Below are 22,474 nucleotides of genomic sequence, written 5' to 3' on the forward strand. Positions count from 1 at the left end.
ACGACAGACGCTTTGTCCCTCGTTTCGGCGGCGCTGGAGGATATCCGCAAGGTCGATCTGTCACCGCCGATCGTCGTTTCATGCGAACGATCCGTCGCCATGCGATGGCTGATCCCGCGCCTCTCGGAATTTCAGGATCGCCATCCCGAAATCGACTTTCATCTTTCTGTCGGTGGTGGAGGTTTCGATTTCGCGCGCGACCGTATTACCCTTGCGATCCGCAGGCTTGATTTCGCGATCGATGCGAATTGGCAGGTCGAACGGTTGATCGAGGAGGAAGTCGGTCCCGTCATGCATCCCGCCATGACGGATCGGTTTGCTGCCGGCGGTTATGTCGCGCTTGCTGCAAAGACCCGACCGGATGGATGGCAGAAGTGGTCCACCGCTCATCCGGACGCGCCGAAGCCGCGCTCGACTCGCGTTCTTGACCATCATTTCCTGATGGTGGAGGCCGCAGCCAGCGGTCTTGGTGTGGCCATGTGCCCAAAGATCATTGCCATTGACGATATCCGCAAAGGCCGCCTGACCGCACCATTCGGCTTTCAGCCTGATGGTTCACATTACGGCGTTATTCGTTCGGCACTGGCGAGGAGGACAGCTGGAATCGATCAATTCGTGTCTTGGCTTCTCGCCACCATCCAAGAAGATTTTCATGCTGCGTCATGAGGTCGGCGGCAAAGAGCCAACGACTGTCAACTTTCAAAGAACGTGCCGGCACTTCGTTCTTCTGCGCGCGCAAACGCCAGCGTGGCAATAATGGTATCCTGAACACCGGTGCCCGTAAGATCGGCTATGGTGATGTCTGAGGCACTTCTGCGGCCCGGTCTGGCGCCTGCAACGATCTGACCTAGTTCCGGAAAATCAGCATCGCTTGCGACGAGACCTGCGTGAATGGCATGGCGCAATTCACCCAGTCTTCGCGTTTGTTTGATGCTGTCAGCCACGTAAACATCTGCCGCTTTGATAGCAATGGGGTCAATCTCGTTCTTATGTTCTGCGTCCGAACCCATGGCGGTCAGGTGCTGTCCGGGTTCGAGCCACGTGGCGTCGACAATCGGTCGGTCGGCAGGTGTCGTCGTGACGACGATCTGTGACCCGGCGATCGCGCTTCGCGGATCCTCAAATGCGGAAATGGAAACATTTTGTCTTGCTCCGAGCTGCTCAACAAGCGCTTGCGCCCGTCGATAATCACGCGCCCAAACGCGGATCTCTCGAATAGGTCTCACCAGCATGAGGGCCTCGAGTTGCAGCCTGGCCTGAACGCCCGCCCCGAAGACCGTTGCAATCGACGCGTCCTTCCGTGCCAGATGGTTTGCCGCGACAGCGCCGGCGGCCGCTGTGCGAACGTCGGTGAGATAGCCATTGTCCAGCAAGAGCGCCTGCACCAAGCCCGTTTTGCTCGACAGCAAGACCATCAGACCGTTAGTGCTCGGAAGTCCGATCTTCGGATTATCGAAGAAACCAGGGCTGACCTTAATGGCAAAGCTGCTCAAACCATGAATATAAGCCGTCTTCACATCGACTTCGCCTCTGCTGTCGGGCACGTCGAGGCGCAAAATCGGCGGCATCTGAACCGCGTTTTCCACGGCCAGTGCGCGGAAGGCGTTTTCAACGCAAGTCACCGCATCCATGTCGAGCGGAACGATGGTTCGAAGCTCTGACTCGGTCAATATTCTTATTTTCGGCATCAGCTTCCCTCACCAATTGTGTCGAGGCCGTTGGCCACCTTCATGTGCAATGCCATGTCGATGTTCCCACCTGAAAGAATGGCAACGATCGGGCCTTCAACCTGCGCCAGTTTACCTGAGAGCAGCGCAGCAATGCCGACTGCGCCCGCCCCCTCGATTATCTCATGCTCATACGCATGGGCGTGACGTATGCCGGCGGCTATCTCGCGCTCGCTGACGAGCACCACGTCGTCGAGAAGGGTTTTGCACATCGGGTACGTCCAGGCATTGGCCAATCCGATGCCGCCTCCGAGCGAGTCGGCGAAACTTCGATGCTCTTCGACCTGGATCGGGTGCCCCGCATCGATGCTAGCCTTCATCGCCGCTCCCCTTTCCATAGTTATACCGACTACCTTGGCATCCGGGCGCACCGCCTTGACCGCCGACGCGACACCTGCTGCCAAACCGCCGCCGGACAGGGGAACGAGAACCGCGGCGACGTCAGGCATCGCCTCGACGATTTCAAGTCCGACGGTGCCTTGGCCGGCGATGATCCAGGGGTGATCAAAGGGCGGGATCATGCTGAGGCCCTCCTCCGCGACGAGACGATCAACCTCGACCTGCGCTTCATCTTGGGATGACCCGACGATCCGTACGCGAGCGCCGAGCCGGCGGATTTCGGACACCTTGTTTTCCGGCACGAGATGCGACATGCAAATGGTCGCTCGGGAGCCAATCGCGCCGGCGGCATATGAGAGCGCGCGTCCGTGATTGCCAGTGGAAGCCGCAACAACGCCTCTATCCCGCTCGGATTGGGTGAGCTGCAACACGGCATTGGTGGCTCCACGAAGCTTGAAGCTTCCGGTCAACTGGCGATGCTCCAGCTTCAGGCTGACCTGCGTCCCGGCCAGCTCGGACAGTGTCGCCGACATGACGACAGGCGTGATGCGGATGTGCTTGCTGATGCGCTCGCGCGCCTGCTCAATCGTTTTCAGACTAATCATGTCTGTTCACCTTAGCTCCGGCCTTTGCCAGTTGTTGCCTGCTGAGCGTAGCGCCAACGCCAGGGACTTGATTGCAAGCGGACGGCAAGAACTTTTTTCGGCGCCGTGGCGGACTTGCACAAACAAGTATGACATCTGAACCTCAGCCCTTAAGGCGTCTGAGGAGCATCTTCCTGTCGTGCCGCGCATACATCGAGTAAACGATAGGAATGAACCAGGGTTTGCCGTTGAAGAATGGGACGGCCCTCGGAGCGGCATCGAAGTCGAACGCAGAGCGCGATTGTTCCCCGTCACCGAGGATCTTGAACGCCGCCTTCTTGCCCAGCCATCTGGCCCATACGACACCGGAGCCGCAATAGCCGGTCGCATAAACTGTATTTCCGCGGGTGAACATGCGCGGGATCATGTCGCGGTTCATGGCGACATAGCCGAACCAGCTGTGTGTAAGACCTATTCCTGCAAGTTCGGGAAAGAGCCGAGCAAGTTCGCTTTGCAGATGTGCAATCGGAGCAGCGGAGTCCCCTTCAGTCGTCCCGTCGCGTCCGCCGAACAAGATCCGAGATCCATCGTGCGAGGGCCGATAATAGTAGCTGAGCTTACGCAGGTCGCCATACATCATGCGTGGCGGCATCAGCCGATCCATCACCTCCCTGTCGAGCGGCTCGGTTGCAATTATCCTGCTACGGACAGGAACAAGCCGGCGACGCAGCCACGGGTCGAAACCGTCGGTGTAGCCATCAGTGCAGACAAGAAGTTTTCTGGCGAAAACCTCTCCGCGCCGCGTTTGAATTCGCACGCCTCCGGCCTCGCTAGTCGATCCAATGACTGCGGTATTTTCATGTATGACCGCTCTCGACGAACTTACCAGATGGACCATGGCCGCAAGAAGCTTGGCCGGCTGCAGCCCACCGATATCTTTGCGCACAAGGCCGCCGACATAAAGGTCAGTTCCGATGAACTTCGGAACATCGGCCCTTTCCACCGGATATGCCTCGATGCCGAGATTCTGATGGAGAAAGTCTGCCTGACGACGGAGTTCGTCGGCTTGATCAGCCGTCATGGCCCCGTTGAAGGCGCCAGACAGTGAGAAATCACATTCGATATTCTCGTCTCTGAGGAAGCGCCAGAGATCCTCTCGCGCCGCCTTACCTTCCAGGAGAATGGCTTGCGCCCTCTCCTGCCCGAACCGCCTGACCAAATCCTTCCGCCCCGGGCGGATGCTTCCGCTGGCCATGCCCCCATTGCGGCCCGATGCCGCAACGCCAAGAGCCTGACGGTCGAACAGCTGGACATGCTTGCCGGCACGGGCAAGTTCGAGCGCTGCCGACAAACCCGTGTACCCTCCCCCAACGACCGCCACGTCGCATGTCTTCTCGACGTTCCGCGCTGGCAGGGAAGGAAATGTGCTGTCCTCCCACCAGTAGGGCGTGGATTTAATGGGATGCGCTTGAGCCTGGGCCATGAGAGCTTACGTTCCGGAAAGATGATTTGAAGTGATGATGGCTTAGTCTCGGCAGACCCAAAGCTTGCGCGTCGTTTCGATCACCCTCCAGGTTCCGACGAAACCCGGATGCATGGCGAAAGCGTCGCCGGCAACGATGCGTCGCGGCTCACAGCCATCCTCAATCAGTTCGGACACACCCGACAGAATGACACAGAATTCGAAAGTTTCGCCCTTGATCGAGCGGTAGGCGCCGGGCGTCGCTTCCCAGACGCCGGAGCGAACGACGCCGTCGGCAGTCTGCGCGATGTCCCAGGAGAGAAACTGTGGATTTCCCTCGACCAGCCTTTCAGGCGCGGGCTGGCCTTTACGCGGTTCAGGCAGATTGCTGTAGTCGACGAAAGTGAGTTTGGACATTGGAAGACCTTTCTTGGATCTGTTTATCGGACAAACGACAGGCGCCGTTCGAGGAGTTTCAAACCCGTCAGAACGACGACGTTGATGGTGAGATAGAACGCTGCGGTGACGATGAAGATGTCCATGATCGCGAAAGTCTCGCTCATGAGCCGCTTCGCATATCCGGTGATTTCCAGAACGGTGATCGTGGATGCGAGGCTGGATTCCTTCACGATGATCGCCGCCTCGCTGCTATAAGCGGGAAGTGCCTGGCGTACGGCAAGCGGGAACTTCACCCTCTTGAAGACGTGCCACGGGTGCATGCCACAGGCTTCTGCCGCTTCAATAAGTCCTTTCGGCAGGGAGAGGAAAGCCGTGCGGAAAATCTCCGCCGTGTAGGCACCGGTGTTGAGCACCACGGCAAGGATTGCAGCGTTCAGCCCATCTCCGATCATCCACCACAGAATGGGGTTCTGACGAATAAAGCTCACCTGGGCCAAGCCGTAATAGATGACGAAGACCTGCACCAGCATTGGCGTGCCGCGGAAGATCGCGCAGTAGGCGTCGCATACGCGGCGCAATGCCCGGCTCCTGGAGCAGCGCGCGAGCCCGACGGCGACACCAAAGGGAAGCCCGATACCGACGCCGAATACGGCGATCAGCAACGTCGTCTTGGCACCTATGACAAGGAACGGAATGGCATATGCAATTATTCCGAGATCCATATCAGCGTCCTCGGAAGCCGCGGTCGAGCGCACGTTCTGCGCTCGAAAACGCGGTTTGGCTGACTGCGGTCATGCAGAAGAAGAGTGCTGCAGCGATGCAGTAGAAAAGCAACGGGGATCGCGTGATTCCTGCACCGATGGCAGCCGTCCTCATCAATTCCTGTAAGCCGACGACCGAGACGAGCGAAGTATCCTTGATCGTCATCTGCCAGACGTTGTTGATCCCACCAAGCGCCAGCCGCAGTGCCAGTGGGAACGTGATGCGCATAAAGGTTACCCCTCTTGGCAAGGCGAGCGACTGAGCGGCTTCCAGCAGACCGTGCGGCACCGCCTGAAGCGCACCCCGGATGACTTCGATCGAATAGGCGCACGAGATGACGGCAATCGCGATCACCCCGACGATGTAGGGGTATGCGTCATCAGCCGAGTCCTGGTAGCCGAACGCAGCCGTAATCTCATTCACCCACTCGATCGACCCGAAAAACAGGAGATAGATGACCAGCAAGCCCGGGACGCCACGAACAAGAACGCTGTACCCGTCGACAAGTTGCGAGACAAACACGACCTTCCGCCAGCGCATGATGGCCAAGGGGGTCGCAACCAGAAAACCGAGTGCCATTCCGGTCAAACCGATGACGATCGTGACGACACTTCCTTTCAGCAGAGCCAGCGCCCAACTTTGCTCCACCATCAACACCCAGAGGTCACCCAACATGGAAACAATCCCCGTGACCTGCCTTGGTATGTGCCAAGGCAGGCTTCATGTTCGAAACAATCACTTCTTGCAGGGAATCGTGTAGTCGTCCTGGAACCAATGCATCGAGGCTTCCTTGACCTTGCCATCGTTGATCATCTTGCAGAGGGCGGCATCGACCTTGGTCTTGAGTTCGGTATTGCCCTTGCGCATGCCGACTCCCATGCCATGGCCAAGAACGTCTGGGTCATCCATGGCCATGATCTTCAGGTCGATCCTGGTGAAGTTGGCGCCGTCAGGCGTTGCGAAAAAATCCATCCATGTCGGCGAATCCGCGAAGGCGGCGTCGATACGGCCGCTCGCGAGATCGGCGGTCAGCTGCGTGACGGCGTCGTATGTCTTAAGATCGGCGCCGTGCATCCGCTTCTCCATGAACCTGGCGTAGGTCGTCCCGGTGACGACGCCGACACTCTTGCCCTGGAGGGCCTTTTCGATTTCGGCGAGGCTCTTGAGGCCTGCAAGCGGGGAGTCCTTGGCGACAGCGAAATAGAGCGGTGTTGTCGCATAGGGGATGGAGTAGTCGATCTTCTTCTGACGTTCGGCGGTGATACCAAGGCCGGAAATAATGACGTCAAAGCGATCTTTATCCATGGAAGGCACCAGCGAGCTGAATGTCTGTACGACGAATTCGCACTTCAGTTTCAGCTCGGCGCAGATGCCGTTGGCGATATCGGCGTCGAACCCGGTTACCTTGCCGCTCGGATCGGCCATGCTGAACTTCGGCGCATCACCCTCCGTCCCGATGCGCAGGACGCCGTCCTTTGCCGACGCGCCCGTCGCCAGTGCGCAGACGAGAAGGCCGGTTGCGAATGCTGACTTGATGAGATTGCTGTTGATCATGATTTGTTACCCCTTTTGGTTTTCGTTGTAGCGCGCTTTCAGGCGTTGGCCGCCATCACTGTCGATAGAAACCGCTTCACCCCTTCCGTTGCGGGATTTCGAAACAGTTCCTTCGGCTCGTCATCCTGCTCAAGGCGGCCGTTTTGCAGGAATATCATCCGGTTCGACACATCGCGTGCGAACCGCATTTCATGCGTGACGAGAAGGATCGTAGCCCCCGCTTCCGCCAGCGCCCTTATGACTTTCAGCACTTCAGCCACGAGCTCGGGGTCCAGTGCGGATGTCGGCTCATCGCAGAGCATCAGTTTCGGTCTCATTGCCAGAACACGTGCGATCGCGACGCGTTGTTGCTGCCCGCCGGAAAGCTGTTGCGGGTAGCGGTCGCGGAAACTCGCCATGCCGACTTTCGACAAGGCCGACAGCGCAACCTCTTCGGCGTCTTTCTTCCCGAGTTTCAGCACCCAAACGAGTGCCTCGGTCACGTTGGACAGGACGCTCAGGTGCGGCCAGAGATTGAAATTCTGGAACACCATGCCGATCTGTCTGCGAAGGTTCCTGATATCGCGAGCGTTGACAATCTGGCTTCCGCCGCGCTCCTCATTGACGACGGAGACGGACTGGCCCATGAACTCGATTCGACCCGATGTCGGCATCTCCAAAAAATTGATGCAGCGCAGTGCGGTGCTCTTTCCACACCCGGAGGACCCGATCAGAGAAATGACCTCACCTTCTCTCATATCGAAGCTGATACCATCCAGCACCTTCGTCGATCCAAACGTCTTGGTGAGTTCGTGAACCTTTAGAAGTGCGTTCATGCGCAAAGCCTCAGACGATCGTCCATTCGTTATCCCGCCACCAATCCTTGAGCGTCCAGCTCCCGCAGCACCTCGTCGACGGCAGCCCTTGCGATCGCAACCATTTCGTCGATTTCCGCTTCCGTCATCACAAGTGGCGGTGCAAAGCCCAGAATGTCTCCATGCGGCATTGCGCGCGCGATGAGGTTGCGACTTCGAGCGGCTTGGGAGATGCGGGCGCCGACCTTCAGGCCCGGATCGAACGAAGCCCGGCTACCACGATCGGAAACGAACTCGATGGCTGCCAGCATGCCGACGCCACGAACTTCCCCGACGATCGGGTTCTGCTCGAACTCTGCCTTCAACCGTTGCAAAAGATAAGCGCCTTTCGTCGCGGACTGTCGGGCCAGATTTTCGCGCTCGACGATATCAAGCACTGCGTTCGCCGCCGCGGCGCCGATCGGATGACCGGAATAGGTGTAGCCGTGTGAGAAGGAGCCCACGCGCGGCGTCGCCTCCTCCATGACCTCGTAGACTTTCTGCGAAACGATGGCCGCCGACAACGGCACATAGGCTGACGTCAAGCCCTTGGCGACGGTGACCAGATCGGGATCCATACCGTAGAGATCCGAGCCGAACATGGCACCGGTGCGGCCAAACCCGCAGACCACCTCGTCGGCAATCAGCAGCACGTCGTACTTCTTCAGCACGGCCTGGATTTTCGGCCAGTATCCTGCCGGTGGCGGTATAATGCCTCCCGTTCCAAGGACCGGCTCCGCTATGAAGGCGCCGACAGTCTCCGGCCCTTCTGCGAGAATAAGCGCTTCCAATTCATCAGCGCGGCGCTGTGAGAAGGCTTCTTCGGTCTCGCCAGGCATCGCACCGCGATAGAAATGCGGCACGCCGGTACGCAGAATCCCCGAAACCGGGAGATCCATATGATCGTGGTAAAAGCTCAAGCCTGTCATGGAACCGGCAACCACAGAACATCCATGATAGCCACGCTCACGCGAGATGATCTTCTTCTTTTGCGCTTTCCCGCGAAGATTGTTGTAATACCAGACGATCTTCGCCTGCGTCTCGTTCGCGTCCGAACCGGACAGTCCGTAGAAGACCTTGGACATGTTGCCTGGCGCCATTCGCACCAGCCGATCCGAAAGTCGCGCGAGTTCCTCGGTCGTGTGTGCGGCGTAGGAATGGTAATAGGCGAGTTTGTAGGCCTGCCGGGCGATCGCTTCGGCGACTTCGGTGCGGCCGTAGCCGACATTCACGCAATAGAGGCCCGCAAACCCGTCCATATATTCCCGGCCGGATGCGTCGCGGATACGAACGCCTTTTCCAGTCTCGACGATGGTAGGATCGGTCTCCCCGGCGGCGTAATTTTTAAGGTAGGTGAATGGATGCAGAACGGTCCTGCGGTCCATCTCAGCTAGTTCAACAATGTTGGTCATTTCTCAATTCCTCATGCAGCGAGGTCATCGTCGGGCCGAACGTGTCTGCCGCCTCTGTCTTGTCCGTGAAGCGTAGAAGTATTGAGACGATGAATTCCGGCGCAGTTGTTGCTTTAACGAGGAATTCCTGCTTTCAATGGCCACCGAACGATGAAATCCTGCGGAGATTTCCAAATGCAGCTCGACCGCCTAGATGCTCGTCTTCTCAGCATTGTGCAGAATCATAACAGGCATAGCAGCGAGGAACTCGGTGCGATGGTCGGTCTTTCGGCCACCGCGGTGCAGCGCCGTCTCAAGCGGCTGCGTGAGGCCGGAGTGATTGAGGCGGAGATTGCGGTTGTGAAACCCAGATCTGTCGGCCGCCCAATCGCAATGCTTGTACTGGTCACGCTCGAGCGAGAAAGAGCCGACATCGTCGACCGGTTCAAGCAATCGATCCGGCAGACGCCGGAAGTGATGAACGGCTACTATGTAACGGGAGATGCGGATTTCGTCCTGATTGTCACTGCCGAGAGCATGGAGGACTACGAGGTCTTCACCCGCAAGTTCTTCTATGAAAATCCCGACATCAAGGGGTTCAAGACAATGGTGGTCATGGACCGCGTCAAGACAGGCTTTTCAGTTCCGATCGACTTTGATCACTTCTCCTGAGATTGCCGCCGACGGCCGCTCAAACGCGTCGACTTTGCGCAAAAATTGAGACATCGAGGGATCGCATGGGCGAGTGAGCTTCTCGCCCGACCGCTTGTCCGTCCGAGTGCGGGACCCGGACGGCAGGAAAAGCGGCAAGCGATCAGCATCATGAGCAAAATGCACGGCAGATTGGTCTGTTTGTGCCGTTCCGACTGAGCGATTTGCATCGCATGGTATGCGCACAAATCGCTCCATCGGAGGAAACCACATGAAGATCTACAATATTGCCCTAATCGGATTTGGCGGCGTCAACCGTGCCTTGACCGAGCTCATCGCAACAAAGAGCCCGCTTTGGGAACGGGATCTTGGTTTCCGCCTGAACATCGTTGCGGTCAGCGATCTCCATCTGGGCTCCGTCATTTCGCCCAACGGTCTGGATGCCAAAACCCTCGTGGAGGCGAATTTCGCGAAGGGCGGTTTCGGTCGGCTCTCCGGCGGCAGCGGCGAGGCTGACAACGAAGCCATTATCAAGACGGCGCCTGCAGACATCATTGTGGAGGCGACATATACGAACCCGGCGGACGGCGAGCCGGCGGTTTCACACTGCCGCTGGGCTATCAACTCGGGCAAGCACGTCGTCACCACCAACAAGGGGCCCGTTGCGATCGCTGCTCGGGAACTGAAGGCCCTTGCCAAGGCGAACAGCGTTCACTTCGAATATGAGGGCTCTGTCATGAGCGGCACGCCCGTCATAAGAATGGCTAAGAAGACCCTTGCCGGCGCAGAGGTGAAAGGGTTCGAAGGGATCCTCAACGGCACGTCGAACTTCGTCCTCTGCCGCATGGAGGAGGGTCTGGACTTCGCCAGTGCTGTCGCGGAAGCGCAGGCGCTGGGCTATGCCGAGGCCGATCCGACTGCCGATGTCGAGGGTTTCGACGTTCGCCTGAAAGTCGTGATCTTGGCGAATGAGCTGCTGGGCGCAAATCTCAAGTCGGAGGATGTCTCCTGCAACGGCATCTCCAAGCTTTCTCCCTCCGATATTCAAGCAGCTGCGAAGGCCGGGAGTCGTTGGAAACTGGTCGGGTCAGCAGTTCGCAATGCCGACGGCACGATAACCGGCAGTGTCGCGCCCAAACAGCTTGCCCTCGAACATCCGCTCGCCGGCGTCAACGGCGCTACCAACGCAGTATCGTTGAACACAGAGCTTCTCGGTCCCGTCACCGTGAGCGGCCCGGGCGCCGGTCGAGTCGAAACCGCCTACGCACTGCTGTCCGACATCGTGGCTATACATAATGCGCAGTCGGCAAATTTCGCCAAGGAGGCAGCGTGATGCCCGGTCTCGCCTTGAAACCCGCCTCTTCCAACGAGATCATCGTCACTAATCCGTTCGACGGCAGTTTTGTCGGCGCCATCCGAGAGACCAGTGCCGAGGCTGTGGACCTGTTGCTCGAACGCGCCAGGCGCGGCGCGCAGATGGCCCGGTCGCTCCCCCGCCACCAGCGCTCTGCTATTCTCGAAAGGGCCGCAGCCACCGTCGAAGAACGCAAGGAGGAGTTTGCGCTCCTGATCGTTCGGGAGGCGGGGAAGACGATTGCCCAGGCCCGCAAGGAGGCGACACGTTGTGTCAACACACTGAAACTCTCCGCCGAAGAAGCCAAGCGCAATGCTGGCGAAGTCATTCCGTTTGATGCCTATGCGGGCTCTGAATCGCGTCAGGGCTGGTACACCCGGGAGCCGCTAGGAATCATCGCGGCAATCACGCCCTACAACGACCCGCTCAATCTCGTGGCGCACAAGCTTGGCCCTGCCATCGCCGGCGCAAACGCGGTACTGCTGAAGCCATCGGAGCTTACGCCTCTATCGGCGATCAAGCTGGTGGAGGTCTTGATCGAAAGCGGCTTGCCGGAGGAGATCATCACGGTCGCTGTCGGCGGCGCCGACCTGGGCAAGGCACTTGTTTCGGCCAAAGACGTTCGCATGATCTCCTTTACAGGGGGATTCGTCACGGGCGAGGCCATTGCAAGATCTGCGGGCATCAAGAAGCTCGCAATGGATCTCGGTGGCAATGCGCCGGTTATCGTGATGGAAGATAGCGATGTCGACGCCGCCGTGGAAGATTGCGTGTCAGGTTCCTTCTGGGCGGCGGGCCAGAACTGCATCGGAACGCAGCGAATTCTGGTGCAGCGCACGATCTATGAACGCTTCAAGACCAAGTTCGTGGCCCGGACTACCCAGATGAAGACCGGCGATCCGATGAAACCCGAGACTGACATGGGCCCGATGATCTCCGAAAGTGCGGTGAACCGAGCCGCCGCTATGGTGGAACGGGCAATCGCTGCCGGCGCGATGCTGCTTTGCGGTCACAAGCCGGCCGGCACCCTCTATCCCCCGACCGTCCTGGAAAACGTGCCGGCCGCGTGCGACGTACTTAATGAGGAAGTCTTCGCCCCGGTCGTCATACTGCAGCCGTTCGATGAACTTGAAGAGGCAATAGAGATGGCTAACAAGCCGGAATACAGTCTCCATGCCGGCATATTTACCAACGATCTTGCCAGCGCCCTGGAGGCAGCAAAGCGGATCGACGCCGGCGGCGTCATGATCAACCAGTCGTCCGACTATCGGTTCGACGCAATGCCGTTTGGCGGATTCAAATACGGCAGCATGGGACGCGAAGGCGTTCGCTTTGCTTATGAGGACATGACCCAGCCAAAGGTCGTTTGCATCACGTCGCTGCAGCACTGATCGCCGGCGCCAGTTTGAACCCATCGTCGTTTTTGGAAGTCAAGATGTTCAAAGGATCCATCACTGCCCTTGTCACCCCATTTGCCGATGGGAAAGTCGATGAGGTTGCGCTTCGCAGCCTCATCGAATGGCAGATCGCCGAGGGCACGTCAGGGCTTGTCCCCTGCGGAACAACGGGGGAAAGCCCGACTCTCAGCCATGCCGAACACAAGCGAGTCGTGGAAATCGCGATCAAGGCAGCGGATGGTCGCGTTCCGGTCATAGCCGGCGCCGGCTCCAACAGCACGGAGGAAGCAATCAGCTTCGTGCGGCATGCACAGGAGGCCGGCGCGGACGGTTTGCTGATCGTCGCGCCCTACTACAATAAACCCACCCAAGAGGGGATCTATCAGCACCTCAAGGCCATCGATGCTGAAGCTACGGTTCCGATCATTGTCTACAACATCCCGGGTCGGAGTGTAATCGATATTGAAGTCGCAACGCTTGCCCGAATTTTTAAGGATTGTCCGAACGTCAAGGGTGTCAAAGATGCGACGGGCAATCTCCTGCGACCCTCGCTGGAGCGTATGGCCTGCGGCAATGAGTTCAATCTTCTGACCGGCGAAGACGGCACCGCGCTGGGTTATATGGCCCATGGCGGCCACGGTTGCATTTCCGTGACCGCGAACGTTGCTCCCCGGCTGTGTGCAGACTTCCAGCGGGCATGCCTGAAAGGCGACTTCGCGGCGGCACTGGCTCTTCAGGATCGACTGATGCCCCTGCATCGCGCGCTATTCCTCGAGACCAGCCCGGCTGGCGTGAAATTCGCGCTGGCGCAACTCTCAAAGATTCGAGGGGACCTGCGCCTTCCTCTCGTGGAGGTGAGTGATCCTGTCAAAGAGGTAATCCTTCATGCCATGCACCACGCCGGAATTCTGGACTAGGGGGAACGGCAAATGGGAACCGAACGCATAGAGACCGATTTGATCGGCCCCCTGCCTATCCCCGGTGACGTTCTCTACGGTGTCCATACGCGTCGAGCCGAACTTAACTTCACCGTCTCAGGCCTTCGCCTAAAAGACTTCCCCGAACTCATTCAATCTATGGCTATGGTCAAGAAAGCGGCCGCGCGTGCGAACGCTGAGCTCGGCTTGCTGTCAGCGGAAAAGGCGTCGGCAATCTCAGAGGCTTGCGATGAGCTCATCGAGTTGAAATGCGTTGATGAGAACTTCCCGGTCGATATGATGCAGGGTGGCGCCGGAACGTCCACCAACATGAACGTCAATGAAGTTGTTGCGAACCTGTCGCTCTTGAAGCTCGGCGCGAATGTGGGCGACTATGACAAGCTTCATCCAAATGATGACGTGAACCTGTCTCAATCGACAAACGATGTCTATCCGACCGCACTGCGTCTGACCATTCTTCGTGCTTGCGAAGGGCTAATCGAGTCCCAGGTCGGGCTACGCGATGCATTTCGCGCCAAGGCGCATGAATATGCGACTGTGCTGAAGGTCGGCCGCACTCAGTTGCAGGACGCGGTCCCAATGACAGTCGGGCAGGAATTTGGTGCGTTCGCCGAGCTGATCGACGAAGATATCGACCAACTGCAGGCCGCTTCGAGGCTGATGAAAGAGGTTAATCTCGGCGGATCTGCGATCGGAACGTCGATCAACGTACCCCGCGGCTTTGCAGCCGCGGCTTGCGCCCACCTGACACAGATTTCCGGTATCCAGCTCATCCGAGCTCGAAATCTGATCGAGGCCACCTCCGACACCGGTGGCTTCGTTTCCATCTCCAGTGTCCTCAAGCGAATTGCTGTGAAACTGACAAAGGTCTGCAATGATCTGCGGCTCTTGAGCAGTGGCCCGAGGGGCGGCCTGGGAGAAATCCGACTTCCGCCCGTCCAGGCCGGTTCCTCGATCATGCCCGGCAAAGTCAACGCCGTCATTCCGGAAATGATGAACCAAATCGCATTTCAGGTTATCGGAAATGATCTCACTGTCACCCTGTCGGCAAGTGCGGGGCAGTTGCAACTCAATGCGATGGAGCCGGTGATCATCCTCAACATCCTTCAATCCATGCGGATGTTGACGCGGGGTATAGAAATTTTTAAGCAGCGGTGCGTCGTCGGCATTGAAGTTGATGTCGACCGTTGCAAGGACCTCCTCGATCAGTCTCTCGTCCTTGCGACACCGTTGGCGATGCTAATCGGCTACAGTAAGGCAGCGCAGCTTTCCAAAAAAGCGCTGGTCGAAAAGCGGGGGCTGCGGCAGGTCGTGGAAGAGGAAGGAATCTTAACTTCCAATCAAGTTGAAGAGCTCTTTGAAGGTAGCGCCACCTTCGCAAATTTCTGATGGGTTCATCGTCGGCATAAGGGTAGGAAATGGCTGTTTTTACCGAGCTTTCTGACGAAGATCGCCAACTCATTACTGCAGCTTATGGTTTTACGTCGCTTCTGTCTGTGATTGGCATTGCGGACGGCGACTCCGAGACGACCTATCTGTTTCGGACGAGGGAAGGCGAATTCATCGTTACCCTTTTCGAGAGCGGAGCCCAACCTTCAGATCTGGAAAGGGCCTTCGAAACCATGGAGGCGCTTTATCGACATGGCGTCCCCTGCCCTAAGCCGCTGCGCACTGTCGATGGCCACGCCACGTCTCGGGCCGCAGGTCGATTGGTCGCCATCGTCAGCTTCGTACCCGGCGCCTCACCCACATTTGCAAACCCGGCAAAATGCCTCAGCCTGGGCCGTGTGATGGCTGAAATGCACACCGTCTTAGAACTAAAAGCGAAGTGCAACCCGACGGATCTTCGCATTGGCGCAATTCATGGCGCATTGGTCCAGGAGAACGTCTTTTTCCTCGGAGAGGAAGTCAGCGGAGTGATCAATTTCAGGCTTCGGCACGACGACGCGCTCGTGTCGGAGCTTGCTGATGCGCTTGTCGGTTGGGCGGGTGAAATCAACGGAGAGCTGAATAAAAACCGGGCCCGAGCGCTGCTGCAGGGTTATCAGGACGTCCGTTGCCTGACTGATGGGGAAAAGGAGGCGCTGCCAGGATTCGTAATGGCTTCGACATCAAAGCGATTTGCGAGCAAGAGGGAAAGAATATTACTACCGGAAATCGCCATGTTAGCTTATCGGTCCGTAACTTCCGACATTCTACGTTAAGCGACCCGGCTCAATATCCATGAAATATCTTCTCGATCGAACTGACGAACAGATACTTATCGAATTGAAGGCTAATGCCCGAATTTCGCATGCGGATTTGTCGGCCAAGGTGAACCTTTCTCGCAACGCCGTGCGGGTGCGAATCGAACGTCTCGAACGAGAAGGCTTCATCAAGGGATATACAATCCTCACCGGGGATGGTGGGAATAGCCAAAACGTCACAACCGCATTGATTTTCGTCTATCGTCACGATCGCATGAGGGGCGGAGAAGTCATTCAGGCGCTACGCAAGATCCCAGAAGTCGTTGCTTGCGACGTTATGACCGGTGATTTCGATCTCCTCGTGCGGGTCGAGTCCCCTGAGGCCGACCGCATCCGGCAGATTTGGCAATTGATTGCCGAGATGCCCGGCGTGCGCGATACACTGACCGCGTTCGCCCTCTCCTCCGTAATCCGAAGATAAATCTGATCGGTTAGATGCGGGCAGTGTTCGCCCCGAACCTAATCGGCGGACTATCCGCTCTATGCGAACGGATTATGGATCTTATCAGCGAGCAGGCCCATCAGAACTGTTGGTTCTCATATGAAGCTTCGAATGAAGACGCTCCCATACTGCCACATGGTTTGACATCGTCGATGTGCTTGCGGGATCATATGTTCCACGGCGGAAAGTAACCCCTCTCCGCCGTCTTACGGCCGGTTGTTCTCCAGGCCCATGGGTCGATACACTCGCGTAACCAGATGGCGGAGCTGGTTAGTTGACGGCGACGTAGATCTTCCGAAGCGTTTCCACAGTGCGCCATGTGCCGATGAATCCCGGTTTCATCACGAAACTGTCGCCTGCTTTGTAGGTAACGGGTTCACCACAGTTCGGGGTGATTTCCACGACGCCTTCGAGGATGTGGCAGAATTCGAATGTCTCTCCCTTGACGGAGCGCGTCAGGGTCGCTTCTCAGACGCCGGTGTGAATTCATGTCGCCTCGCGCAACGTCCTGGGCCCAGGTCTTGAACGAAGGATCGCCGGGGAGATCAGGCGTTCCGGCCCAGGCTTTGACTGACATGTCTAAGGCAAAACGCGGTACTGGCGACCATTGCCCGCATAGCAGCTCCGTCCGGAGCAGCGGTCGCGCGTTATCTTTCAGGGGATCCCTTCCGGTTCAAGTGCGGCCAAATCGGCCCGCGCATTCCCTCATTCAGTTTCCACCCCGCACCCGCTGAATACTGCCGAGGCCAGCTCATCGGGCTGATAAGCCAACGTCGCCAGCTCCATGAACCCGATAACCAACCTGATCTCACCTTGTCGCGAAACCCTAAAGATGGCAATTAATCCTCTATGAACGATCACTTCAGGAGCAGATTAATGCTCACATCCGACGATCTTGCCTTTTTTTCGGTCCTCACAGCCTCCAAATCCCTCGCTGAAAGCGCGAGAAAGCTGAACGTCACCCCTCCGGCGGTGACCCAGCGCCTGCGCGCTCTTGAAGAGAAAGTCGGGGTACGACTGATCGACCGCTCCGGACGCCACCTGCGTCTTACCGAAGAGGGCTCATTGGTCGCTTCCCACAGCGTTATCGTCAGCGATGCTTTAGACTCGCTTACCGAAGCCCTTGCTGATCGCAGGGGTACGGTCCGCGGGCACCTCAGGGTCGCAGCACCTCACGGTTTTGGTAGGATCTACGTCGCCCCGGTCGTGGAGGCTTTCGCTCGAGAGCATCGTGGTGCCACCGCTACCCTGCAACTGTCCGACCATCCCACGGCATTGATCGTTGACAGCTATGAGGTGGTTGTTCACATCGGGGCGTCCGCGCATCTGGATCAAGTCGTGACGACGCTGGCGCCGAACAACCGGATTCTCTGCGCAAGTCCCGAATACCTAACTTCGGCTGCGCCCATTACTACGCCCGCCGATCTGGCGCGACATCGCTGCCTTGTCGTTCGCGAGAACGAGGAGGACGTAACGCTCTGGCGGTTTAAGGGCTTACGGCAGGAAAGTGCGACAGTGCGCGTCAACCCCGTCATGTCGAGTAATGATGGCGCCGTTATTCGGGATTGGGCGCTGGCGGGTCAGGGCATCATGATGCGCTCCGAATGGGCCGTTGCAGAAGACCTGGCGATGGGACGGCTGAGGCAGGTACTTCCCAACTGGAAGCTGCCGTCGGCCGATATCGTCGCCATCCTCGGATCGCGGCACGGACGAAGTGCGCGCACTGCCGCTTTCCTGACAATGCTTCGTCAGTCGCTGAAACCACTGCCATGGAGAGCCGATCCTGCGGAGAAGCCTGGTCAATAACCGAGGATCGACTTCGTCTCGAGATACTCTTCAAGCCCGTATACGCCGTACTCGCGCCCGTTGCCCGACCGCTTGTAGCCACCGAAGGCGGCCGCTCCATCCCAAGCCGGATAGTTGATATGGACCTGGCCGGCGCGGATGCGAGTGGCGACCCGGCGCGCACGCTCCGGGTCTGAAGACTGAACATGAGCGCCCAATCCATAGACGGTGTCGTTAGCAATCGCGATTGCCTCTTCCTCGTCCTTGTAGGGCATGATCGAAAGTACGGGTCCGAAGATTTCTTCACGAGCAATCCGCATGTGGGGCGTCACCTCGGAAAAGATTGTCGGTTGCGTGAAAAAGCCGCCACTAAGGCCAGCCGGGCGGCCCAAACCGCCGCACAGCAGCTTAGCGCCGTCATCGATACCGGCCTGGATCATGACCTGCACCCGCTCGAACTGGGCACGATTGGCTATGGGCCCCATGTCCGTCGCAGGATCAAGCGGCGCGCCGACACGGATGGCACGCACAGCCGCGCTTGCCAGTTCCTCCACGTCGCCGAGCCGATGTGCAGGTACCAGCATGCGCGTCGGCGCACTGCACGACTGGCCGACGTTGCGCATTCCGGCGAGCACGCCCTTCGCTACCGCCTCGCTGAAATCGGCATCGGTGAGCAAGATGTTCGGTGACTTGCCGCCGAGTTCCTGAACCACCCGCTTCACAGTCGGGGCGGCCGCCTGCGCGACGAGTACCCCTGCGCGGGTGGAACCGGTGATCGAGATCATGTCGACGTCGGGGTGGCTGGCGAGCGCTGCGCCTACGCTCTCGCCAGTGCCGTTGACCAGGTTGAATACCCCCGGCGGAGTGCCGGCATCATGCATCAGTTGGGCAAAGAGCAGAGCGCTGTAAGGGGACAACTCACTTGGCTTCAAGACGATGGTGCAGCCTGCTGCGATCGCGGGAGCGACCTTAGCCGTGATCTGGTAAAGTGGCCAGTTCCAGGGTGTGATTAGCGCGCAAACCCCGATCGCTTCCTTGACGGTTGCGGTGCGCCCATCAACCATGGTGAATTGGTATTTCTCGAGAATCTCCATCTGAACACGGATGTGCTCGGCAGCGAAAGGAACCTGGGATGCGCGCGCGAAGCTGATCGCCGCCCCCATTTCCATAACGAGGGCTTCCGCGAACGTATCCGCTCTTTCTTTCAGGAGAGAATGCATCCTGCCGAGCAGACCAAGCCTCTCGGAAACAGATGCTTGAGAAAAAAGCGGGAATGCGTTGCGCGCAGCTGCAACCGCGAGATCGACGTGATTAGCACCGCCCGCAGCGATTTGCCCAACAACCTGCTCGGAGGCGGGATTGACGACAGGCAAACGGGTTACATCCACCGCTTCCTGCCACTTCCCACCAATGTAGAACTGGCTCTCGCGTCCCGTCAGCATCATTTCACCTCGCTTCACGACATTGGGACCATTGGACCTGCCCTGCATAAGATGCCCGGAAAGACCGGAAGATGACATTTAGGAGGGCTGAATGTTTGCTTAAGAGAGGTGTTAACCACAGAGTCACTCGAGCCGCCTGAACACCTGAACAGCGTGGCCTCCAGGATCGAACTTGTCGTTGCCGTTGCTGGCATTTCGCCGTCACCCCCTGCCTGGAATGCCGCGACCCCGTACCTTCGTGGGTTCTCCGTGCGAGGCGCTTGAGCGATTCCGGCGCTCCAAAAGAGAAGTAAAACGTTGAAGCCGCGTTGCGTGCCGAGGCACCCAAAGATGGAACGAAGCTGTATTACGTTTCTGGTTCTCCAGTCCGTCGCCATCTGCCGATGCCTGTCTCGAAGGCAAAAATAGCGCCGCCGGCTTTATTGCCGACGTCCTCAGCGGGGCAAACGCCATAACCACGAAAGCTGAATCGCCAGCCCTCGACCGGGAACGCATCATCGCTACCGATCCAGACGTCAACGTCGTCGCGCAAGTCGATCGGAACCGCTGGGAACTCGATAAGGCGAAGCGAGGATTAAGTTCCTTATGACTGATCCGACCAGTCGGGTGCCGACGGTCAGGAACAAGACGCTTGTGATCATGGACGGCCAAGCTATTAATCCCTCCGTCCGCGCGATTTACGGGGCAGAACAGGTAGCTGAACAACTGAAAGCACTACAGATCCAGGCAATGGCCGACCGGGCTGCGACACAGGTCAAGATCCAGCGCGCGGTTGAAGGCTTTTCGATAATGGCGATCAGCTACTATCTCCTGGGCCTGCTGAAGTTCCTATATGAGACAGCTGACCATGCAGGTTTCCACATCGATCCGGTGATCATGCTTGGCGCTGTTCCAGTGGTTGTGGGAGCTGTTGCGACCACCATCCTCTGCGTCAAGCATGCTTTAAAGGAAGGGTCCTAAAGCTGGAGATCGCGCGTTAAGAACTCCTTGCACTCCTCTAAAAATTGGCCGCGGAGAGAGCAAGGCTGTTGGTTCTCCTATCCGGTTGCGTGAGGACAAGTCCCTGATCGCCATCACGCCGCCATGGTGCGGAGGTTACGTCTAGGCTGAGCCGCCTGAGCGGGTTCACGGTCGAGAGTGAACTGATTGACGAGTTCGCGCAGCCTGGTTGCCTCAGCTGACAATGACGCGGCCGCCGCCGTGGACTGCTCGACCATCGCAGCATTCTGTTGAGTGGACTGGTCCATCTGATTGACGGCCGTATTGATTTCCGCCAGCCCAGTGGACTGTTCACGCGCGGACGTAGCAATTGCGTCCATCAACTGGTTGATCTGAGACACTTGCTCGCCGATCTTGTTTAGCGACTGGCCGGTCTCAAGAACCAGCTTCACGCCGGTGCCGACTTCGGTTGAGGACTTTTCGATAAGTCCCTTGATTTCCTTCGCCGCCGTCGCCGCGCGCTGTGCAAGCTCGCGAACTTCCTGAGCGACGACCGCAAAACCTTTGCCGGCTTCTCCGGCTCGCGCGGCCTCGACGCCAGCATTCAGCGCCAGAAGGTTGGTTTGAAAAGCAATGTCGTCGATGACGCTGATGATGCTAGATATTTTTTCCGAGCTTTCCTCTATCCGCCTCATTGCCTGTTCGGCGTGGGACACAACGGAAGCAGAACGTTCTGCGCTGACATTGGCTTCGTGGGCGACATTGCGAGCCTCGTCGGTTCTCTTCGACGCGGTTGCCACATTGGCAGTAATCTCATCAAGGGCTGCTGCGGTCTCTTCCAGGGAGGCGGCCTGCTGTTCGGTCCGCTTGGAGAGATCTTGCGCGCCGGATGCGATCTCGCGTGTTCCGTTGTCGATGCTGTGCACCGTCTGCAGTACAGCGCCGATGGTTGTGCCGAGTTGACTAAGCGAAGCATTGAAATCCGCACGCAACCTCTCGTATTCCGGAGCGAAAGGCTCCGCGAGCTGGAAAGAAACGTCACCACCCGCAAGGCGTCTCAATCCATCGCCAAGGGTCGTTGTTGCAAAGCGCAACTGCTGTGCCTCCCGTTCGGCGCGCTCCTGAGCGGCGGCGCGCGCCGCCTCCGACTCGCTTCGCGATACCGCTGCTTCCTGTTCCAGTCGAAGAACATTGATGGCGTTCTGTCGAAACACTTCCACCGCTCCTGCCATAGCCCCAATCTCGTCGCCACGCCCAGCGTACGGGATTTCGCTCTGCAGATCTCCGTCGGAGAGGATCTTCATTGAAGAGGCAATTCGGCGGATCGGATTGGCGATGCCGAAAACGGCAAAGAGCGCTCCAGCCGAGGTGACCAGAATCGAAAGGGTGGCAATCAATGCCGTGGTCCTGAACGCGTAGCTCGCGGTTGCGTCGCTTGTGGTCACATAGGTTTCGGTCTGTCCCAGGATGAAGCCCACGAGGTCTGCAATCTCCTGTGTCACCAAATTAGATTGCGCCTCCATACTCTCCCGAAAGAGAGTGGCCGCCTCGGCGGTCTTGCCGTTGTCCTGCAGTTGGACCATTTGCCCGGCGAGCTCGCTATATTTCTTGAGCCCTGACTTGACGTCATTGATCAGCTCGCGACCTTTGTCCGTCCGGACGCCCGCCACATACTCTTGGATTGCCCGCTCGACTGCGGCGTTCGTCTCGTCGATCAGTTTCACCTCGGCGGCCCGCTTCTCCGGCGACGCCTCCAGCAAGTACTGCGCATAGGCCAGCTTCAGATCAGAGAAGTTTCCCTTGATATCCCTGGCGGTGATCATCCGCTTCATCCAGAAGCCGCCAATCTGCTGAGCACTGTCATTCAGTGTCGAAATTGAACTGAGAGAATTGTACGACAATGCAATCAGGAAGGCACAGATGACAGACAAAACGGCAATGAGGGTCTGCTTGACGGTCGGGCGTTTCATAGAATTCTCCAGTCCTCTAGGGCGGGCTGTGCAGCGCAGATAACCGCAAGAATTCGGCTGATGTGCTAATTTAGGATTAACTTTAACTGTCCAGCCGTCGCTCCTGGAATTATATGTGTCGTTTACAAACCAGCCCTAGAAAGTTCTCTCCTTTGATGCCAGTAAGGGTATACATTGGGGCGGTGATCTAAATGCCGCGACATTCTCGCACGCGGAATCGAACAGCTAATCGTCGTTGCGCTCGGCCGGCCTGCCCACA

At 58.0% G+C, this 22,474-nt stretch carries 20 protein-coding genes and 2 pseudogenes; 10 read left to right on the top strand and 12 right to left on the bottom strand.

The window, feature by feature from the left end:
* The first annotated feature begins 12 nt into the window (after positions 1–12).
* The gene (locus FHT70_RS21925) at positions 13–666 is read left to right on the top strand and encodes a LysR substrate-binding domain-containing protein (protein WP_245421376.1); all 654 of its coding nucleotides are present in this window, start codon (positions 13–15) and stop codon (positions 664–666) included.
* A 26-nt stretch (positions 667–692) separates the two neighbouring features.
* On the opposite strand, the gene FHT70_RS21930 is transcribed toward FHT70_RS21925, so the two are convergent.
* From FHT70_RS21930 to FHT70_RS21970, 9 genes are all read right to left on the bottom strand, one after another.
* Entirely contained in the window at positions 693–1,688 is a 996-nt protein-coding gene (locus FHT70_RS21930; protein WP_183704801.1) for a cyclodeaminase, read from the bottom strand.
* Entirely contained in the window at positions 1,688–2,671 is a 984-nt protein-coding gene (gene eutB, locus FHT70_RS21935) for a hydroxyectoine utilization dehydratase EutB (RefSeq protein WP_183704802.1), read from the bottom strand. The genes FHT70_RS21930 and eutB overlap by 1 nt, the downstream gene beginning before the upstream one ends.
* A gap of 142 nt (positions 2,672–2,813) precedes the next feature.
* Complete coding sequence (locus tag FHT70_RS21940) at positions 2,814–4,133, bottom strand: FAD-binding oxidoreductase (RefSeq protein WP_183704803.1); 1,320 nt, start codon at positions 4,131–4,133, stop codon at positions 2,814–2,816.
* A gap of 42 nt (positions 4,134–4,175) precedes the next feature.
* Positions 4,176–4,529 (bottom strand): cupin domain-containing protein, encoded by a 354-nt coding sequence (locus FHT70_RS21945; protein ID WP_183704804.1) that lies wholly within the window; start codon positions 4,527–4,529, stop codon positions 4,176–4,178.
* Positions 4,530–4,552: 23 nt separating this feature from the next.
* Positions 4,553–5,233, bottom strand: a complete 681-nt coding sequence (locus tag FHT70_RS21950) for an ABC transporter permease subunit (protein WP_126922462.1) — start codon at positions 5,231–5,233, stop codon at positions 4,553–4,555.
* Position 5,234: 1 nt separating this feature from the next.
* Positions 5,235–5,948 (bottom strand): ABC transporter permease subunit, encoded by a 714-nt coding sequence (locus FHT70_RS21955; protein ID WP_183704805.1) that lies wholly within the window; start codon positions 5,946–5,948, stop codon positions 5,235–5,237.
* Between the two features lie 60 nt (positions 5,949–6,008).
* Positions 6,009–6,827, bottom strand: coding sequence for a transporter substrate-binding domain-containing protein (locus FHT70_RS21960; protein WP_183704806.1), 819 nt, complete (start codon positions 6,825–6,827; stop codon positions 6,009–6,011).
* A gap of 38 nt (positions 6,828–6,865) precedes the next feature.
* Complete coding sequence (locus FHT70_RS21965; RefSeq protein WP_183704807.1) at positions 6,866–7,642, bottom strand: amino acid ABC transporter ATP-binding protein; 777 nt, start codon at positions 7,640–7,642, stop codon at positions 6,866–6,868.
* A 29-nt stretch (positions 7,643–7,671) separates the two neighbouring features.
* Positions 7,672–9,072 (bottom strand): aspartate aminotransferase family protein, encoded by a 1,401-nt coding sequence (locus FHT70_RS21970; RefSeq protein ID WP_183704808.1) that lies wholly within the window; start codon positions 9,070–9,072, stop codon positions 7,672–7,674.
* Between the two features lie 174 nt (positions 9,073–9,246).
* Here FHT70_RS21970 and FHT70_RS21975 point away from each other — a divergent pair, with 174 nt between their 5' ends.
* The 7 genes from FHT70_RS21975 to FHT70_RS22005 all read left to right on the top strand — a co-directional run bounded on the left by FHT70_RS21975 (position 9,247) and on the right by FHT70_RS22005 (position 16,058).
* Entirely contained in the window at positions 9,247–9,723 is a 477-nt protein-coding gene (locus FHT70_RS21975) for an Lrp/AsnC family transcriptional regulator (protein ID WP_183704810.1), read from the top strand.
* Between the two features lie 250 nt (positions 9,724–9,973).
* Entirely contained in the window at positions 9,974–11,035 is a 1,062-nt protein-coding gene (locus FHT70_RS21980; RefSeq protein WP_183704812.1) for a homoserine dehydrogenase, read from the top strand.
* The gene (locus tag FHT70_RS21985) at positions 11,035–12,447 is read left to right on the top strand and encodes an aldehyde dehydrogenase family protein (protein ID WP_183704814.1); all 1,413 of its coding nucleotides are present in this window, start codon (positions 11,035–11,037) and stop codon (positions 12,445–12,447) included. Before FHT70_RS21980 ends, FHT70_RS21985 begins: the two co-directional genes overlap by 1 nt.
* A 44-nt stretch (positions 12,448–12,491) precedes the next feature.
* On the top strand, positions 12,492–13,370 hold the full coding sequence (gene dapA / locus FHT70_RS21990) for a 4-hydroxy-tetrahydrodipicolinate synthase (RefSeq protein WP_183704816.1): 879 nt from the start codon (positions 12,492–12,494) through the stop codon (positions 13,368–13,370).
* Between the two features lie 12 nt (positions 13,371–13,382).
* Positions 13,383–14,780, top strand: a complete 1,398-nt coding sequence (locus FHT70_RS21995) for an aspartate ammonia-lyase (protein ID WP_183704818.1) — start codon at positions 13,383–13,385, stop codon at positions 14,778–14,780.
* Between the two features lie 29 nt (positions 14,781–14,809).
* Positions 14,810–15,595, top strand: coding sequence for a phosphotransferase (locus FHT70_RS22000; protein ID WP_183704820.1), 786 nt, complete (start codon positions 14,810–14,812; stop codon positions 15,593–15,595).
* A 19-nt stretch (positions 15,596–15,614) separates the two neighbouring features.
* Positions 15,615–16,058 carry an Lrp/AsnC family transcriptional regulator gene (locus FHT70_RS22005; protein WP_097601030.1) on the top strand — a complete coding sequence of 148 codons (444 nt, stop codon included), beginning with the start codon at positions 15,615–15,617 and terminating at the stop codon, positions 16,056–16,058.
* Positions 16,059–16,349: 291 nt separating this feature from the next.
* On the opposite strand, the pseudogene FHT70_RS22010 reads toward FHT70_RS22005, so the two are convergent.
* A pseudogene (locus tag FHT70_RS22010) lies at positions 16,350–16,652 on the bottom strand (cupin domain-containing protein); the annotation flags it as partial.
* Positions 16,653–16,955: 303 nt separating this feature from the next.
* On the opposite strand from FHT70_RS22010, the gene FHT70_RS22015 reads away from it, so the two are divergent.
* A complete protein-coding gene (locus FHT70_RS22015) occupies positions 16,956–17,885 on the top strand; it encodes a LysR family transcriptional regulator (RefSeq protein WP_183704822.1) in 930 nt (309 codons plus the stop codon).
* On the opposite strand, the gene FHT70_RS22020 is transcribed toward FHT70_RS22015, so the two are convergent.
* Positions 17,879–19,306 carry an aldehyde dehydrogenase family protein gene (locus FHT70_RS22020; protein ID WP_183704824.1) on the bottom strand — a complete coding sequence of 476 codons (1,428 nt, stop codon included), beginning with the start codon at positions 19,304–19,306 and terminating at the stop codon, positions 17,879–17,881. The genes FHT70_RS22015 and FHT70_RS22020 overlap by 7 nt on opposite strands.
* Positions 19,307–19,605: 299 nt before the next feature.
* Here FHT70_RS22020 and FHT70_RS30450 point away from each other — a divergent pair.
* Positions 19,606–20,266: pseudogene (locus FHT70_RS30450) on the top strand (DUF3422 family protein); the annotation flags it as partial.
* A gap of 113 nt (positions 20,267–20,379) precedes the next feature.
* Here the strand turns inward: FHT70_RS30450 and FHT70_RS22030 are convergent.
* Entirely contained in the window at positions 20,380–22,215 is a 1,836-nt protein-coding gene (locus FHT70_RS22030; protein ID WP_183704825.1) for a HAMP domain-containing methyl-accepting chemotaxis protein, read from the bottom strand.
* Positions 22,216–22,474 lie beyond the last annotated feature (259 nt).

The sequence above is a fragment of the Rhizobium sp. BK049 genome (genome assembly GCF_014193135.1).
Taxonomy (GTDB): Bacteria; Pseudomonadota; Alphaproteobacteria; order Rhizobiales; family Rhizobiaceae; genus Rhizobium.

Coding starts and splice junctions, on each gene's coding strand:
- FHT70_RS21930 (WP_183704801.1), bottom strand. CDS start 1,688: ATGCCGAAAATAAGAATATTGACCGAGTCAGAGCTTCGAACCATCGTT.
- eutB (WP_183704802.1), bottom strand. CDS start 2,671: ATGATTAGTCTGAAAACGATTGAGCAGGCGCGCGAGCGCATCAGCAAG.
- FHT70_RS21940 (WP_183704803.1), bottom strand. CDS start 4,133: ATGGCCCAGGCTCAAGCGCATCCCATTAAATCCACGCCCTACTGGTGG.
- FHT70_RS21945 (WP_183704804.1), bottom strand. CDS start 4,529: ATGTCCAAACTCACTTTCGTCGACTACAGCAATCTGCCTGAACCGCGT.
- FHT70_RS21950 (WP_126922462.1), bottom strand. CDS start 5,233: ATGGATCTCGGAATAATTGCATATGCCATTCCGTTCCTTGTCATAGGT.
- FHT70_RS21955 (WP_183704805.1), bottom strand. CDS start 5,948: ATGTTGGGTGACCTCTGGGTGTTGATGGTGGAGCAAAGTTGGGCGCTG.
- FHT70_RS21960 (WP_183704806.1), bottom strand. CDS start 6,827: ATGATCAACAGCAATCTCATCAAGTCAGCATTCGCAACCGGCCTTCTC.
- FHT70_RS21965 (WP_183704807.1), bottom strand. CDS start 7,642: ATGAACGCACTTCTAAAGGTTCACGAACTCACCAAGACGTTTGGATCG.
- FHT70_RS21970 (WP_183704808.1), bottom strand. CDS start 9,072: ATGACCAACATTGTTGAACTAGCTGAGATGGACCGCAGGACCGTTCTG.
- FHT70_RS21975 (WP_183704810.1), top strand. CDS start 9,247: ATGCAGCTCGACCGCCTAGATGCTCGTCTTCTCAGCATTGTGCAGAAT.
- FHT70_RS21980 (WP_183704812.1), top strand. CDS start 9,974: ATGAAGATCTACAATATTGCCCTAATCGGATTTGGCGGCGTCAACCGT.
- FHT70_RS21985 (WP_183704814.1), top strand. CDS start 11,035: ATGCCCGGTCTCGCCTTGAAACCCGCCTCTTCCAACGAGATCATCGTC.
- dapA (WP_183704816.1), top strand. CDS start 12,492: ATGTTCAAAGGATCCATCACTGCCCTTGTCACCCCATTTGCCGATGGG.
- FHT70_RS21995 (WP_183704818.1), top strand. CDS start 13,383: ATGGGAACCGAACGCATAGAGACCGATTTGATCGGCCCCCTGCCTATC.
- FHT70_RS22000 (WP_183704820.1), top strand. CDS start 14,810: ATGGCTGTTTTTACCGAGCTTTCTGACGAAGATCGCCAACTCATTACT.
- FHT70_RS22005 (WP_097601030.1), top strand. CDS start 15,615: ATGAAATATCTTCTCGATCGAACTGACGAACAGATACTTATCGAATTG.
- FHT70_RS22015 (WP_183704822.1), top strand. CDS start 16,956: ATGCTCACATCCGACGATCTTGCCTTTTTTTCGGTCCTCACAGCCTCC.
- FHT70_RS22020 (WP_183704824.1), bottom strand. CDS start 19,306: ATGCTGACGGGACGCGAGAGCCAGTTCTACATTGGTGGGAAGTGGCAG.
- FHT70_RS22030 (WP_183704825.1), bottom strand. CDS start 22,215: ATGAAACGCCCGACCGTCAAGCAGACCCTCATTGCCGTTTTGTCTGTC.